12 protein-coding genes and 2 tRNA genes are annotated in these 13,917 nt (G+C 61.2%); all 14 read left to right on the top strand.

Features of this window, described 5'->3' with window-relative positions; translation table 11 throughout:
* Nucleotides 1-5 precede the first annotated feature (5 nt).
* The 14 genes from IPP35_02810 (at nucleotide 6) to IPP35_02745 (ending at nucleotide 13,837) form a co-directional block, all read left to right on the top strand.
* A complete protein-coding gene (locus tag IPP35_02810; GenBank protein ID MBL0058050.1) occupies nucleotides 6-410 on the top strand; it encodes a TraR/DksA family transcriptional regulator in 405 nt (134 codons plus the stop codon).
* A 67-nt stretch (nucleotides 411-477) separates the two neighbouring features.
* A complete protein-coding gene (locus IPP35_02805) occupies nucleotides 478-651 on the top strand; it encodes a sulfurtransferase TusA family protein (protein MBL0058049.1) in 174 nt (57 codons plus the stop codon).
* The gene (locus IPP35_02800; protein MBL0058048.1) at nucleotides 648-2,129 is read left to right on the top strand and encodes a leucyl aminopeptidase; all 1,482 of its coding nucleotides are present in this window, start codon (nucleotides 648-650) and stop codon (nucleotides 2,127-2,129) included. The genes IPP35_02805 and IPP35_02800 overlap by 4 nt, the downstream gene beginning before the upstream one ends.
* Nucleotides 2,126-2,662 (top strand): type 1 glutamine amidotransferase, encoded by a 537-nt coding sequence (locus tag IPP35_02795; GenBank protein MBL0058047.1) that lies wholly within the window; start codon nucleotides 2,126-2,128, stop codon nucleotides 2,660-2,662. The genes IPP35_02800 and IPP35_02795 overlap by 4 nt, the downstream gene beginning before the upstream one ends.
* A 2-nt stretch (nucleotides 2,663-2,664) precedes the next feature.
* Complete coding sequence (locus IPP35_02790; protein ID MBL0058046.1) at nucleotides 2,665-2,982, top strand: Rieske (2Fe-2S) protein; 318 nt, start codon at nucleotides 2,665-2,667, stop codon at nucleotides 2,980-2,982.
* Between the two features lie 47 nt (nucleotides 2,983-3,029).
* Complete coding sequence (locus tag IPP35_02785) at nucleotides 3,030-3,839, top strand: ABC transporter substrate-binding protein (GenBank protein MBL0058045.1); 810 nt, start codon at nucleotides 3,030-3,032, stop codon at nucleotides 3,837-3,839.
* Nucleotides 3,840-4,129: 290 nt separating this feature from the next.
* A complete protein-coding gene (locus tag IPP35_02780) occupies nucleotides 4,130-6,052 on the top strand; it encodes a HAMP domain-containing protein (protein ID MBL0058044.1) in 1,923 nt (640 codons plus the stop codon).
* Nucleotides 6,049-8,019, top strand: a complete 1,971-nt coding sequence (locus IPP35_02775) for a response regulator (GenBank protein ID MBL0058043.1) — start codon at nucleotides 6,049-6,051, stop codon at nucleotides 8,017-8,019. Before IPP35_02780 ends, IPP35_02775 begins: the two co-directional genes overlap by 4 nt.
* 29 nt (nucleotides 8,020-8,048) lie before the next feature.
* Nucleotides 8,049-9,116, top strand: coding sequence for a response regulator (locus IPP35_02770; protein MBL0058042.1), 1,068 nt, complete (start codon nucleotides 8,049-8,051; stop codon nucleotides 9,114-9,116).
* A gap of 6 nt (nucleotides 9,117-9,122) precedes the next feature.
* Entirely contained in the window at nucleotides 9,123-9,809 is a 687-nt protein-coding gene (locus tag IPP35_02765) for an RluA family pseudouridine synthase (GenBank protein MBL0058041.1), read from the top strand.
* A complete protein-coding gene (gene glgC, locus IPP35_02760; protein MBL0058040.1) occupies nucleotides 9,806-11,038 on the top strand; it encodes a glucose-1-phosphate adenylyltransferase in 1,233 nt (410 codons plus the stop codon). Before IPP35_02765 ends, glgC begins: the two co-directional genes overlap by 4 nt.
* 65 nt (nucleotides 11,039-11,103) lie before the next feature.
* Entirely contained in the window at nucleotides 11,104-13,560 is a 2,457-nt protein-coding gene (locus IPP35_02755) for a DUF3536 domain-containing protein (protein MBL0058039.1), read from the top strand.
* 107 nt (nucleotides 13,561-13,667) lie between these two features.
* Nucleotides 13,668-13,741, top strand: a tRNA-Arg gene (locus IPP35_02750).
* 24 nt (nucleotides 13,742-13,765) lie between these two features.
* Nucleotides 13,766-13,837: transfer RNA gene (locus IPP35_02745), tRNA-Lys, on the top strand.
* Nucleotides 13,838-13,917 lie beyond the last annotated feature (80 nt).

The following is a 13,917-nucleotide window of genomic DNA, read 5'->3' as shown; positions in this document are numbered from 1 at the left end:
TCCCGATGAAGAAGAAAAAACCGGTTCGAGCCGCCAAACCCGGCCCCGTTAAAATGAAAGTCAAGAAACAGGCCGGCACCCAGGCCTACGAGAAAATCCTCAATAACATGCGAACGGATATCATGCGTATCGTGAAAGGGACCCAGGGGGGAACCCTGGTGCCGGCCGACGTGGGCGATGAGGCCGATCAGGCGACCCAATCCTCCGAACGGGAACTTCTTTTTGAGCTGTCCGACAACGAACGCAACAGTTTGGACGCCGTGGAGGCCGCGCTTCGGAAAATAGACACCGGCGTCTACGGCGTTTGTGAGTCTTGCCGAAAAACCATCGCTGCTCCGCGCCTCAAGGCCATCCCCCACGCGCGGTATTGCATTGGCTGTCAGGCCCGGTTCGATACGCCAAAAGCCTGAACGCGCCCCGCAGGTTCGGCCCAAGCGCTTGGACGCCCGGGGGGCGCTGTGCCCCCTGCCCACCGTGATGGCGTCTTTGGCCCTGGAGAAAATGGGGAGCGGCGGGCGCTTGGACCTTTGGGCCGACGACCCCGCCACGCGGCAGGATCTTCCGGCTTGGTGCGCGGAGTTCGGTTGCCGGGTTTTGGGCATCGTGGAGGGAAAAAAAGGTTTCCGCATTCGAATCCAAAAAATCAAATGATATTTCATCTCTCTGATAAAATTCGAAAGGACCGCTGGTTGGTCTTGCCGGTGTTCGCGGAGGGGGAGACTCTCCGCCGGGCCGGGGGCGACGTCCCCGATCGGGTTTTGGCTTACGCCCGGGAAGAGGGGTTTTCGGGGAAACCGGGGGCCTTATGGACGGTTCGTCCTTCGGACGGTCGGCCGGCGCTTCGAGTCCTTTTGGTGGGTTTGGGAAAACGGGAGGAGGCGGACGCTCAGGTTCTTCGCCGCGCCGCCGCGACGGTGGCGCGAAAGGCGGCGGAGGCCCGTTGGGAGCGAATCCAAATGGTTCCGCCGGCCGGCGCTCTGCCGGGGGCGGCCCCTCCCGCCCTACAGGCCTTGACGGAAGGCCTGCTCCTGGGGGCTTACCGCCACGATGGGTTCAAAAGTGAAAAAGCGCCGGGGACTCCCCTCCGGGAGGTCGCCTTCATCGTTTCAGATCCGGCGGCGCCGGTCGGGCGGCGGGCTTTGGAGACGGGACGAATTTTCGCGGAAGCGGTGAATTTTTCCCGCGACCTCATCAACCGTCCGCCCAGCGACAAAGCGCCCATGGTTTTAGCGGGCCTCGCGCGGAAACTGGCGGGACGGCGCGTGTCGGTTCGGGTTTATGGGGGGAAGGCCCTGTCTCGGTTGGGCGCCAACGCTCTCTTGGGCGTTGGGCGCGGGAGCGCGCACCCGCCGGCGCTGGTCCATTTGGTTTATCGTCCGACGGGCAAGCCGACGGGTTCGGTGACGTTTGTGGGCAAGGGCGTCACCTTCGATTCGGGGGGGTTGTCGCTAAAACCCGCGGACGGCATGATGACCATGAAATACGATATGGCCGGGGCGGCCACGGTTTTCGCTCTCTTTAAAGCCCTTCCGGATCTCGCCCCTCGGTTGGAGGTCCATGGGGTGGCCGCCATCGCCGAGAACATGCCGGGTCCGGACGCCTATAAGCCGGGGGACGTCCTCACCGCCATGAACGGAAAAACCATCGAGATTTTGAACACCGACGCCGAAGGGCGCGTGATTTTGGCCGACGCGCTCTCCTTCGCCCAACGCTTAAAGACCGACGCCGTGATCGATGTGGCCACCTTGACCGGCGCGGCCGCCGTGGCCCTGGGAAAAGCCTACGCGGCCCTCATGACCAACCGGCCCGCTCTGGAACAGGCCCTGCGGGACGCGGGGGCGGAGGCGGGGGAAAAACTTTGGCCCCTTCCGCTTGAAAAAAGCTACCTGGAACACATTCAAAGCCAGGTGGCCGATTGGAAGAACATCGGCAACCCCGGCGAGGCCGGGACCATCATCGGCGGTCTTTTCCTTCAGCAGTTCGCGGGCGACGGGCCCTGGGCCCACATCGACATGGCCGCCGTGGGCTGGAACGGGACCGGGACGCCGCTTTCGCCGCCCGGCGCCACGGGGGCGCTGGTGCGTACGTTTTTAACGTTCCTTCTCCGCGCCAAAAAGGGGATTCTATGAAACTGACCGGACGTGTCGTCGCGATTTTATTGGAAAAGGACTATCAGGATTTGGAGGTGTGGTACCCGGCTCTGCGGCTGAAGGAAGAGGGGGCCACGGTGGTGTTTCTGGGAACGGGGGCCAAGGAATACAAGGGAAAATTCGGCTATCCGGCCATGGCTGACCAATGGATCGACCAGGTGAAAGCCAAGGATTTTGACGCCGTTTTGGTTCCCGGGGGGTGGGCGCCGGATTTCTTGCGGCGCTATGAGACGGTGTTGGATTTCGTTCGGGAAATCCACCGGGCCGGAAAGCCGGTGGCCGCGATCTGTCACGCCGGGTGGGTGTTGGCATCGGCGGGGATTTTAAAGGGAAAAACCGTCACCTCGTTTTCCGCCATCAAGGACGATGTCGTGAATGCCGGGGGCCGCTGGGTGGACCAGGAAGTGGCGGTCGATGGAAACCTGATCACGGCCCGCAAGCCGGACGATCTTCCGGCTTTCTGCCGGGAGCTCATCGCGCAGTTGGAGCGGATTCCCGCTCCCAGGGGGTAGGCGTGGCGGGGTGGGTGAGGGCCGGGGTGGTGGCGGATTTTCCGGCGGGGCAGGGGCGGGCTGTTTCCGTGGACGGACGGGACGTGGCCGTGTTCAACGTCGACGGCCAATTTTACGCCATGGACAACGTCTGCCCCCACCGGGGAGCGCCCTTGTCGGACGGGCGTTTGGAGGGGGGGGTCGTTACCTGTCCGTGGCATGGATGGGAATTTGACGTTCGAACGGGGGGGCTTCGGATGGATCCGTCCCGCTGTTCAAAAACCTTTTCGCTGGAACGGCGGGGCGACGAACTCTTTGTGTCTTTAGAGGGGGCGGTTTGAAACGAATTCTGAGCGTGGCGCACAGTCCGGACCCGGACGACGCCTTCATGTTTTATGGGATCGTGAAAGGCGGGGTGCTTCCGGCGGGATGGCGCGTGAAGCATGTGTTGAAAGATATCCAATCGTTGAACGCCGACGCCCGGAACGGGATTCACCAGGTGACCGCCATTTCCGCCGCGGCGTTCCCCTCGGTGGCGCGGAAATACTGGGTGCTTTCCGTGGGGGCCTCCGTGGGGCGGGGGTACGGGCCCGTGCTGGTGTGCCGTCCCGACCGCCGGAAAGCGTTGGCGGGGAAGGATTGGTCCAAGCTCCGGATCGCGACCCCGGGCCCCGAAACCACGGCCCTTCTCTTGCTTCGCCTCGCCCGGCCAGCGGGGTTTGTTTCGGTGGATACCCGCTTTGACAAGGTTCCCCAGGCCGTTCTCCGCGGACAGGTGGACGCCGGACTTGTGATCCACGAGAGCCAGATTACCTTCGCCCGTCAAGGGCTGGTGAAGGTGTTGGACCTCGGCCGGTGGTGGCGGTCCCGGACGGGGCTCCCCATCCCGCTGGGGCTGGATGTGGTGCGGAAAGATGTGGGCCTTCCCGACGCGCGCGCGCTGGCGGGACTGTTGGCCCAAAGCATTCGTTACGCCTACCGCCACAAGGCGGAGGCCGTGCGCTACGCGCTCCGTTACGGCCGCGGGGTGGACCCCGCCGTGGGGGAGCGTTTCGTCAAAATGTACGTCAACCGCGACACGCTGGACCTGGGCGCGGAGGGGGAGCGGGCGCTTCGCACTCTCTACCGGTTGGCCTGGGCCCGGCGATTGATCCGGAAAAACCCGGACTTCAAAGTCGTTCGTCCCACCGCTTCCTGATCCGACCGAGTCTCCTTCCTTTTTCCGTCTTGACATGGCCCCGTTCCGGGGGTATATAACGGAGGACACCGGATTCCCCAGTTGGGCGCGAGGACCGAGACGAAAAATGCCCGAATTTTTTGTCGAATCCCCTTTCAGCGGCACTGCCGCCCCCGGTGTTCGGCGCTCTGCGCCGAACCGCGATCCAACTGGGGAATTCGGGGTAAGCCCCCGGTGTTTCTTTTAAGGGAGAACTGCGTGACGGATTCGCACACACACACGGACACCTCGTTCCCGGCGCAGAGGCCGCGATGAAGAGACTCCTTCCTCTGGCGCTTTTACGGGCCCGGGCGGCGGAGCGGTGGGTTTCCCTCCTTCGGTCTCCCTGGGGGCAACGCTGGCGGCGCCGGGTCAAGTCGGTCACCGGGCTCCGGGGCCGACTTTTTACCGTGGTGCTCCTGTCCGTCCTTCCCGCCATGGGGATGATCCTTCACGACCATTTCGAACAGCGGGACTTGCGGGTGAAAGACGCGGCCCATGAAGCGGCGATGTTGACCCAGATCGCGGCGGGCGAATACGAACGGTTGTTCGAAAGCGCCCGCCAGATGTTGATGGCCTACGCCCAACTGGACGAGTATCAGGCCATCGAGCAAGGAATCGCGAACTCCGTGTTGAAAAATTTTCTGGGGCGCTACCCTCAATTCCAGAACATCGGCGTGGCGCGGAAGGATGGCGGATTGTTCGCCAGCGCGGTTCCCTTCGATAAACCCGTGAGCGTGGCCCATCGGGGGTATTTCACGAGGGTTTTGGAATCCGGGGATTTTGCCGTTGGGGATTTTCAGGTGGGATTGGTCACCCTACGGCCGGGCATCAACTGCGGATATCCCATTCGCGACCGTTGGGGGAAAATTAATAAAGTGGCCTTCGCCTCCATCGATTTGGGCTGGCTTTCCATTCTGACCCAGCGGTTGGCCCTGCCTCAAGGGGCGCGGCTCTACGTGGTGGATCGGGAGGGGATCACCCTGGCTTCCTCGGGCGGGGGGGGAGCGGTGGGATCCCCGCTCCCCTTGCCGGACGGCCTGTCCTTGGGGACGGTGTCGGGAAAACGGGTTTCCGGAGAAGGAATGGAAGCGGGAGACCGAATCTTTGCCGTCGCCCCGGTGCGGGTTCCGCCGGGGTCGGGGGTGCGGATCGTCTATGAGATCCCGCGCGATGAGGCCGTTCGCCGGGCGCACAACCGGGTGTATCGAAGCTTGGTGTGGGTGCTGTTCTTCCTGGGAATCGTCGCGGCGTTGGCGGGCGGGGTGGGCCATTTCTTCATCACTCGGCATGTGGAACGGCTCCTTCTGGTGATGGAGCGCATGAGCACGGGAGACCTGACCGCCCGGACCGGCATTGGTCAGGAACCGGGAGAACTGGGCGAAATTGCCCGCGCCGTCGATTTAATCGCCGAACGGCTTCAACGCCGCGACGAGGACCTTCGCTTGGCGAGGGAAAACCTGGAACGGCAGGTGGAGGGGCGAACCCGGGAAGTGGAGGAAAGCAATCGGCAATTGGAAGCGTTCAATTATTCGATTTCGCACGACTTGCGGGCTCCCTTGCGGGCCATCGACGGGTTTTCTCAGATCCTTTTGAACGAATACGCCTCTTCCATGATGCCCGAGGGACGCCGTATTTTGGGCATCGTGGTGAAGAACACGAAACACATGGCGCAGTTGATCGACGACCTTTTGGCTTTTTCCCGCCTGGGGCGCCAAGCCGTGACGGCGGTCGACGTCAATATGACCGAGATGGCGAGGGAGGTCTTCGAGGATTTGACCACGCCCAAGGGATCTCGGGTCATCGATTTCCAGTTGGCCCCGCTTCCTCCGGCCCGGGGGGACAGCGGCATGATCCGCCAGGTTTGGACCAACCTTCTTTCGAACGCGCTCAAGTTCACGGGCCGCACGGCCCGCGCCGTCCTCGTGGTGGGCGCCGAGGAGGGGCCCCTGGAACACACGTTTTACCTAAAGGACAACGGCGTGGGGTTCGATCCCAACCACGCCGGGAAACTATTCCACGTCTTTCAACGCCTTCACAGCACGTCCGATTTTGAAGGGACGGGGGTCGGATTGGTGATCGTTCAGCGGATCGTCGAAAAGCACGGGGGCCGGGTCTGGGCGGAGGGACGGCCCAACGAAGGCGCGTGTTTCTTTTTCACCCTGCCCGCTTCGGTGGCCGGAGAACGAACGTGAACCCCGAGCAGTTCCGCATCCTGATCGTGGAAGACCGCCCGGAAGACCGCGAGCTGGTGGAACACGAGCTTCAGAAGGCGAAAGTTCTTTTCGTTTCTCGCGGGGTGGACAATCGGGAGGCGTTTCTCAAGGAGTTGAAAGAATTTTCACCGGACATCGTCCTCTCCGATTTCGCTTTGCCCCAGTTCGACGCGCTGGAGGCGATGGCGGTTCTGCGGCACTATCTCCCGGAGGTTCCGTTCATCCTGGTGACGGGGGCCCAGTCGGAAGAGGTGGCGGTGGAGTGCATGAAGCGGGGCGCCGACGACTACATCTTAAAGTCCACGCTCAAGCGCCTGCCCTCGGCCGTTCTGAACGCGGTGAAGGCCCGGGACATCCGTCGCCAGAAAGAAGAGGCCGAAGAAAATTTGCGGGGGCAGGAAGCCCAGGTTCGCCTCATCGCCGAACATTCCCGAGACTTGATTTATCTTTTGGACCAAAAAGGGCAGTTCACCTACGCCAGCCCCTCTTTCGAAAGGTCTCTCGGGCTTTCCCCCAAGGATCTGGTGGGGCGCAAAGGCTTCACCTTGGTCCATCCAGACGATAAAACGGCGGCGCGGGTGGCCTTTCAAGCGGCTTTGGAAAAGCGGATCGACCGCACTGTCCAATTCCGCTACAAGCACAAAAATGGGACCTGGCCGTTGTTTGAATCCATTGTGAGCTGGGCCCTGGACGAGAAAGGGGTCCCGGTCAAGGCAGTGGTGGTGGCGCGAAATGTGGAAGAGCGAAAACGGTTGGAAGAGCAAGTGCGCCAGGCTCAAAAAATGGAGGCCGTGGGGCGCCTCGCGGGGGGCGTTGCTCACGATTTCAATAATTTGCTGACCGTCATCAACGGTTACAGCGACCTGCTTCTGCGTTCCCTCGACCGCATGGATCCGCGCCGCGCCGATGTGGAGGAAATCAAGGAAACCGCCGGCCGGGCCGCGACGTTGACCCAGCAACTTCTGGCCTTTAGCCGCCGGCAGATCACGCAACCCACCGTGTTGGATATGAACCAGGTGGTGGCCAACCTGGAGAAAATGTTGCGGCGGTTGATCGGAGAGAACATTGTTCTTAAAACGGTGCGCGCCCCGGACCTCTGGCGGGTTCGGTTGGACATGGGGCAGTTGGAGCAGGTGTTGTTGAACCTGAGTGTCAATTCCCGGGACGCCATGCCGAGCGGGGGAACCCTCACCGTGGAAACCGCCAACGTGGACGTGCCGGTTCCTCCTCCCGGGGCCCGCGCCGACGTTCCTCCCGGTTCCTACGGGGTTTTGACCGTGACGGATTCGGGGAGCGGAATGGAGGCGGAGACGTTGGCCCATCTCTTTGAGCCTTTTTACACGACAAAGGAAAAAGGGCGCGGAACGGGCCTGGGTCTCTCCACGGTTTACGGGATCGTGCAACAATCCGGCGGCCATATCCGCGTGACGAGCGAGGTCGGGCACGGCACGTGTTTTCGATTGTTCTTTCCGCGGGTGGAGGAGGGGTTGTCCGTTCGGGAAAAAGGGGCGGAAACGGACGAATTCCTCAAGGGCAACGAAACCATTCTTCTGGCGGAGGACGATCGATCGGTTCGGAACCTGGCGGTCCGCATTCTTTCCTTGAGCGGTTACCATGTTCTCGAGGCTTCGAGCGGCGAGGAAGCCCTTCGGGTGGCCCAGGACCAAACGGAGCCCATCGATATTCTGGTCACGGATGTGGTGATGAACGGAATGACGGGACCTGAATTGGCGAGGCAATTCCTCTCTTCTCATCCGGGCACGCGGGTCCTCTATCTCTCCGGCTACATGGAGACGGATACGCACAACAACATTCTCCAAGAAGTGGAATCCTCTTTCCTCGCCAAACCGTTCCGGCCCCGGGACTTGGTTCAACGCGTGCGCCAGGTTTTGGACGGCGTTTTTGAGAAACCCAACAAGCCTGATCCTCCTTCCCCTTCCGCATGAAAATCCTCGTGGTGGATGACGAAAAAACCATGCGCGATCTGGCCTCCCAAACGCTCGGAGCGGCGGGCTACGAGGTGGAGACCGCCGCCAGCGGGGACGAGGCGTTGGAGCGGTTTTCGGGGAACGTCGAAATCGTTTTGACGGACCTCGATATGCCGGGTTCGGTGAACGGGGTGGAACTCACGCGCCGGGTTCGGGCGAAAAGCACCACCGACGTCCTCATCATGACCGGGTTCCCGGACCTTTCCACGGCCATCCAAGCCGTGCGCGAGGGGGCTTACGATTATTTGGTCAAGCCGTTTTCTCCCGACACCCTCCGCATGGCCATCGACCGGTGCGCGTCGAAGCGCGGTCTTTTCAAGGAATTGGAGCGGGAGCGGGCTCTGCGCGAAGAATTGGATCGCGCCTACACGGAACTTTCCTCCATGCAGAAAGTTCGGGACCTCTTCGGTCAGTTCACGACCCCGGAAGTGGCCAGGTTCGTCCTCGATCATCCCGATGATTTTTGGAAACGGGGCCAACGGCGGGAGGTGACCATTCTGTTCGCCGACGTGCGCGGGTTTACCCCCTACGCCGGGCGCGTTTCTCCCGAAGAGGCGGTGCGCGCGCTCAACCAAATCTTCGAGGTTCTGGTGGACGCCATTCAGGAACGGGGCGGCGTGGTGAATAAATTTTTGGGAGACGGGTTGATGGCCATCTTCGGCGCGCCTCAGGATTTGCCGGACCACGCGGCGGCCGCCGCCCGGGCGGCCCTCAAGGCGCGGACCATTCTTCAATTCATCGGCTCGTCTGTCCCCGGCGAAGAGGCGTTGGCGGTCGGGTTCGCTTTGAACACGGGGGAGGTTCTGGCCGGGTGTGTGGGGTCCAAGGAACGGACGGAATACAGCGTGATCGGGTCCGCCGTGAACCTGGCGGCGCGGATCGAGAAAGTGAGCGGGCCGCGGGAAATCATCATGGGTCCCGAAACGGCGGCCAGCGTCCAAGCGTTTTTTGAGTTGGACCCCAAGGGGGCGGTGAAGTTCGCCGGTTTTCCTGAACCCGTGCCGTTGTGGTCGTTGATCGCGCCCAAGCCGGGCGCCTTTCCGGCGCTTCGCTGAATTCCTGTGGAAATCCTTTATCAGGACGAAAGAGTTTTTGTTGTCCATAAACCCACGGGTCAAAACGTGATTCCAGGGAGGGGGCCGGAGTCGGGGCCCTGCCTGAAAGACGAAGCCGCGGCCCATTTCGGCGGGAAGGTTTTTGTGGTTCACCGCATTGACCGAGAAACGAGCGGGATCGTTTTGTTCGCCCGGGACGCGGCGGCCCACCGGTTTTTGAACGGCGCCTTTGAGGGCCGTCATATCCAGAAGGAATACCTGGCCGCCGTCCAGGGAGATCCCGCGCCGGCAAAGGGAAGCGTGGGGGTTCCCCTCCGCCTGTTCGGTTCCGGTCGGGTGGCCGCCGGTCCGGGGGGAAAACCATGCCGGACGGATTACGAGACCTGGGCGCGCTGGGAGGGCGGGGCGCTCCTTCTTGTCCGGCCCGTGACCGGACGCCGGCACCAGATTCGGGCGCACCTGGCGGGAATCGGCCACCCGGTGTTGGGCGATCCGTTGTACGGACCGCCGCCTCGGCCCGTCGGAGGGGCGCCGCGGTTGATGTTGCACGCGGGCCGACTGGCTTTTCCGCACCCCGACGGAGGGACGCGAACCGTCTGTTGCGATCCGCCGGAGGCGTTTCGCGCGTTCGTTCGCATTGTCGCGAAATCGGAAATTGTGTATCCTACCGAAGTGAAAATGGGAGCCCTATGATCCGTTCAAAAGTCCTCGGCATTATCATGGCGGGGGGGAAAGGCGAGCGTCTGATGCCCCTCACAAACGAGCGCGGAAAGCCCGCGGTCCCCTTCGGGGGAAAATACCGCATTGTGGATTTTGTGTTGAGCAACTTCGCCAACTCCGAAATTTTTTCCGTTTACGTGCTGGTTCAATACCTGTCCCAATCGCTCATCGATTATCTGCGTCTCAGCTGGTCCAACCGCGGGTTGGTGCCCGGCCATTTCATTACCGTTGTGCCGCCCCAAATGCGCATGGGGGAAATGTGGTATCGGGGCACCGCCGACTCCGTTTCGCAAAATCTTAATTTGATCCGGGACTTTGATCCCGATTACGTGGCGGTGTTCGGGGCGGACCACATTTATCGGATGGACGTGGGGCAAATGCTCGCCTACCATGTGGAAAAACAGGCCCAGGTGACCATTTCCGCTTTGCCCGTTCCCATCGCCGAAGCCAAATCTTTCGGTATTTTGAACGTGACGAAGGCGGGGCGGTTGACCGCCTTTGACGAAAAGCCCAAGAACCCGAAACCTATGCCGGGGGACCCCGACTTCGCCTATTCCTCCATGGGGAACTATATTTTCAACCGCGATGTTTTGGAAGAAGTTCTCACCGAGGACATCAAAAAAGAAACCGGCCACGATTTTGGGAAAAACATTCTGCCGTCTCTTCTCGACAAGTGCCGCATCTACGCGTACAACTTTAAATCCGCTCCGTTGCCCGGCCAAAAGGAATATGAAGAGCCGGGCTATTGGCGGGATGTGGGGAACCTGGAATCTTTTTGGTCCGCCCACATGGATCTCTTGGGAGAAAAGCCTCGGTTGGATTTGAACAACGACGATTGGCCCATCATGGCGGGGCGCTACAACGGACCGCCGGCGCGGGTGTTGGGTCGGCAGGTGGAGGATTCCATTTTGAGTGAAGGCGTGGTGGTGAAAGACGCTTTCGTCCGCCACTCCGTGATCGGTCGCGGGGTGGTGATCGAATCCGGGGCCGTCATCGAAGACAGCGTTCTGATGGACCACTGCATCGTCGGGAAAAATTGCCGGTTCCGCCGCGTGGTGGCCGATCGGTTCAACGTATTCCCCGATAATACGAGCATCGGCCAGGACATCGAAGCCGACCAGAAGGCCGGCTATCATGTGGACAAATCCGGCATCGTCGCCATCGGTCGCGGTCGAAGCAAGTGGGCCCACTTAAAAAGATAGGGGGCGGGACGCCTCCGATCTTCGGTTTTTTGATCCGGTTCTCCCCTCTCCGTTAGACCTTTTCCATGGATCGATTCCTCTGCGTTCACGGCCACTTTTACCAGCCGCCCCGGGAAAACCCCTGGCTGGAAGACATCGAGGTTCAAGACTCGGCCCACCCTTATCACGATTGGAACCAGCGCATCACGGCCGAATGCTACGGCCCGAACGCCGCCTCGCGCGTTTTGGACGGAAACGGGCGGATTGTTGAAATCGTCGATAACTATCGGGAGATAAGTTTCAATTTCGGGCCCACGCTTCTCTCCTGGATGGAGCGGAAGCAACCCGAGATTTACCAGCGGATTATCGAGGCGGACCGGGCGAGCCGCGCCACCCGTTCGGGGCACGGCAACGCCATCGCCCAAGTGTACAACCACCTCATCATGCCCTTGGCGTCTCCCCGCGACCGGGACACCCAAATCAAATGGGGGATTCGCGATTTTGAACGGCGGTTCGGACGCCTTCCCGAGGGCATGTGGTTGGCGGAAACGGCCGTTGACAGCGCCACCCTGGAAGCCCTGGCCGACCATGGCATTAAATTTACCCTGCTGTCTCCCACCCAGGCCCGGGCCATTCGCCCCGTGCGCCGCACCGGCGACCGGCCGGACGGCGGGGACCCACCGACCGGCGGCGAATGGGGGGACGTTTCGGGCGGGCGCATTGATCCCAGCCGTCCCTACCTGTGGCGGTCGCCGAGCGGGGCCCAGATGGCGATCTTTTTCTACGACGCCCCCATTTCCCACGCGGTCGCTTTCGAGGGGGTGCTGGCCAGCGGGGACGTTTTCGCGGCGCGCCTCCTTTCGGGCTTTTCCGCGGATCGGAAGGGGCCCCAACTGATGCACATCGCCACCGACGGCGAATCTTACGGCCACCACCATCGGTTCGGCGACATGGCCTTGGCCATTGCCTTAAAACGGATTCGCGAGAGCGGGGCGGCCCAGTTGACCAATTACGGGGAGTTCCTGGAAAAGAATCCCCCCGAATGGGAAGTTCAGATCCATGAAAATTCGTCATGGAGCTGCGCCCATGGGGTCGAGCGGTGGCGTTCCAACTGCGGGTGTCGGCTGGGCGGGCACGGCCATTGGACCCAAGAGTGGCGGACGCCGCTTCGGGAATCTCTGAACCGGCTCTCCGAAACGCTGGACGACGTTTTTGAAAAACGCGGGGGCGAGTATCTTCGCGAGCCGTGGTTGGCTCGGAACCATTACATTGACGTCGTCCTGGACCGAAGCCCCGAAAGCTTGAAACGGTTTTTCGACACGCACTCCGTTCGGCCCCTTTCCGAAAGCGCTCAGACGGACTCGCTCCGCCTTTTAGAAATGCAGAGGCAACGGCTTTTGATGTTCACCAGTTGCGCCTGGTTCTTTGACGAGGTGTCGGGTCTGGAAAGCACGACGGTGTTGACCTCGGCCGCGCGGGCGCTTCAAATCGCCGCGGCCTACCCGGAGGGGGCGCGGTTGGAAGTGGAATTCATCGCGGGCCTCGCCGCGGCCAAGAGCAATTTGCCCGAAATCGGTAACGGCGCCGTCGTTTACGAACGCTACGTGAAACCGGTGTCCGCGGACCTTCCCCGGATTGCCTCCCACCAGGCGTTGAAAGCCCTTTGGCGGGAGGAAAAGGATCGAGGAACGGTCTATTGTTTTGATTATGAGTTCGGGGATCGGCGGACCGAACGGGCCGCCGGAACCGCCCTTTCCGTCGGACAAATCCGCGTCCGGTCTCAAATCACCCGGGAGGTCTTGGACGCCGCCTACGCCGTTCTCCATTTGGGGGGCCACGATTTTTATTGCGTTCTTCGGGCCTCGCCGGACATGGCGCGTTTCCGCCCCGTGCTCCAACGGCTGGTGGAGGTTTTTACCACCGGTTCCATGACGGAGGTTTTAAGTTTGTTTGCTCAAAATTTCGAACCGAGAGTCTTCGATTTGCAGGATCTTTTGGTGGAAGAGCGGCGCCACATCCTGAGCGCTGTCATTGAGGACATCCTGGCGCGTTTCGAGGGGACCTATCGGCTTTTGGTGGATGAAAACAAAAAATTGATGACGTATCTTTTAAAGGCCTGTTACCCCATGCCCCACGCTTTTCGCCTTGCCCTGGAATCGGTCTTGGGACGGGATTTGCATCTCAGCCTGACAGAGTTTCAAAAGGACGAGTCCCGCACGGGTTTATTGAAGCGCGTGCACGGGGACGCTCACATGTTCAACGTGGTTCTGAACTGGGCCGGAGTGGGCCAGATCGTTCAGCATCGGTTGGAGGCGCATATGGACCTTCTTTCCAAGGAGCCGACGATCGAGCGCGGTCGCCAATGTTTAGCCCTTCTCGATTTAACCGACGAACTGGAATTGCCCTTATCCTTGTGGGCGGCCGAAAACGCCTACTTCTCCGTTTGGCACCGCACGCTCCGCCCTCAGGTCGTGGCCGCGCCGGACCGGGCCGACCATCGCGTGTACCGCGCCTTGGCCGATCGTCTCCGCCTCGTCGCGTAGGTTCCAGAACTTTTCAGAAACGCCCGGCTTTTTGTATACTCTCTCTACGGGAACAACCCCCGGTTGCCTTTTAAAGCCGGGGATTTTTTTTTACCCCGACGCCTTTTGCGCCCGTAGCTCAATTGGATAGAGCATCTGCCTTCGGAGCAGAGGGTTGGGAGTTCAAGTCTCTCCGGGCGCGCATTTCATTTTAACCACCCTGTCTGGGCCATTAGCTCAACAGTAGAGCAAGCGCCTCTTAAGCGCGAGGCTGAGGGTGCAAGTCCCCCATGGCCCAAACAGGATGGTTGAAAGAAAGAACAGCGGGGACTTGCAGACGACCCGAGCGCTGCCCATGGGCAGAAGAAGCGAGGGCGG

Source organism: Elusimicrobiota bacterium (assembly GCA_016721625.1).
Taxonomy (GTDB): Bacteria; Elusimicrobiota; Elusimicrobia; order FEN-1173; family FEN-1173; genus JADKHR01.
This window is presented reverse-complemented; position numbering and strand designations above follow the sequence as displayed.

Bases quoted from the DNA above. Each gene is read 5' to 3' on its own strand.
- IPP35_02810 (MBL0058050.1), top strand. From the start codon at position 6: ATGAAGAAGAAAAAACCGGTTCGAGCCGCCAAACCCGGCCCCGTTAAA.
- IPP35_02805 (MBL0058049.1), top strand. From the start codon at position 478: ATGGCGTCTTTGGCCCTGGAGAAAATGGGGAGCGGCGGGCGCTTGGAC.
- IPP35_02800 (MBL0058048.1), top strand. From the start codon at position 648: ATGATATTTCATCTCTCTGATAAAATTCGAAAGGACCGCTGGTTGGTC.
- IPP35_02795 (MBL0058047.1), top strand. From the start codon at position 2,126: ATGAAACTGACCGGACGTGTCGTCGCGATTTTATTGGAAAAGGACTAT.
- IPP35_02785 (MBL0058045.1), top strand. From the start codon at position 3,030: ATGTTTTATGGGATCGTGAAAGGCGGGGTGCTTCCGGCGGGATGGCGC.
- IPP35_02780 (MBL0058044.1), top strand. From the start codon at position 4,130: ATGAAGAGACTCCTTCCTCTGGCGCTTTTACGGGCCCGGGCGGCGGAG.
- IPP35_02770 (MBL0058042.1), top strand. From the start codon at position 8,049: ATGCGCGATCTGGCCTCCCAAACGCTCGGAGCGGCGGGCTACGAGGTG.
- glgC (MBL0058040.1), top strand. From the start codon at position 9,806: ATGATCCGTTCAAAAGTCCTCGGCATTATCATGGCGGGGGGGAAAGGC.
- IPP35_02755 (MBL0058039.1), top strand. From the start codon at position 11,104: ATGGATCGATTCCTCTGCGTTCACGGCCACTTTTACCAGCCGCCCCGG.